Below are 484 nucleotides of genomic sequence, written 5' to 3'. Positions count from 1 at the left end.
GTACGACACCAGGTCAGTGACAGTCACGGTGAAACTTTCCCTCTCAGCCCAGCAGGACGTCGTCGTCGCCGAGACGCTTCAGTTCGCGATAGAGGATCGCGAGTCCGGTGACGATGGCGGCCGCGGAGACGGCAGCGTCGACGAGGCGCAGGATGTCGTTGTCGTTGCGGGCGAGCTTCGCCTGCTTGACGACACTGATGGCGCCGAACGCGGTACTGCCCATCGCGATGTACGCGCCCGTCTTGGACTTCTTGAAGTTCTTGGCCTTCTTTGCCATGGCACTCACAGCGACGGAGCCTCCTCAAGCAGCGGATGCCCCCACTTTTCCACGAACGCGGCCTCGACGGCCGCTCCGACCTTGTAGAGCCGGTCGTCCTTCATGGCGGGGGCGATGATCTGCAGTCCGACCGGCAGACCGTCCTCCGGGGCCAGGCCGCAGGGCAGCGACATGGCGGAGTTGCCGGCCAGGTTGGTGGGGATGGTG

General features: G+C 64.9%; 2 protein-coding genes. Both read right to left on the bottom strand.

Going from position 1 to position 484, the window contains the following annotated elements:
• Positions 1-43: 43 nt before the first annotated feature.
• Positions 44-286, bottom strand: a complete 243-nt coding sequence (locus AB0C16_RS40470) for a hypothetical protein (protein ID WP_357691495.1) — start codon at positions 284-286, stop codon at positions 44-46.
• Positions 283-484 (bottom strand): amidase family protein (locus AB0C16_RS40465; protein ID WP_357691493.1); only part of this gene is annotated, 202 nt, incomplete at its 5' end. The genes AB0C16_RS40470 and AB0C16_RS40465, both read right to left, overlap by 4 nt.

This window comes from Nonomuraea sp. NPDC048916, from assembly GCF_040649575.1.
Taxonomy (GTDB): domain Bacteria; phylum Actinomycetota; class Actinomycetes; order Streptosporangiales; family Streptosporangiaceae; genus Nonomuraea.
This window is presented reverse-complemented; position numbering and strand designations above follow the sequence as displayed.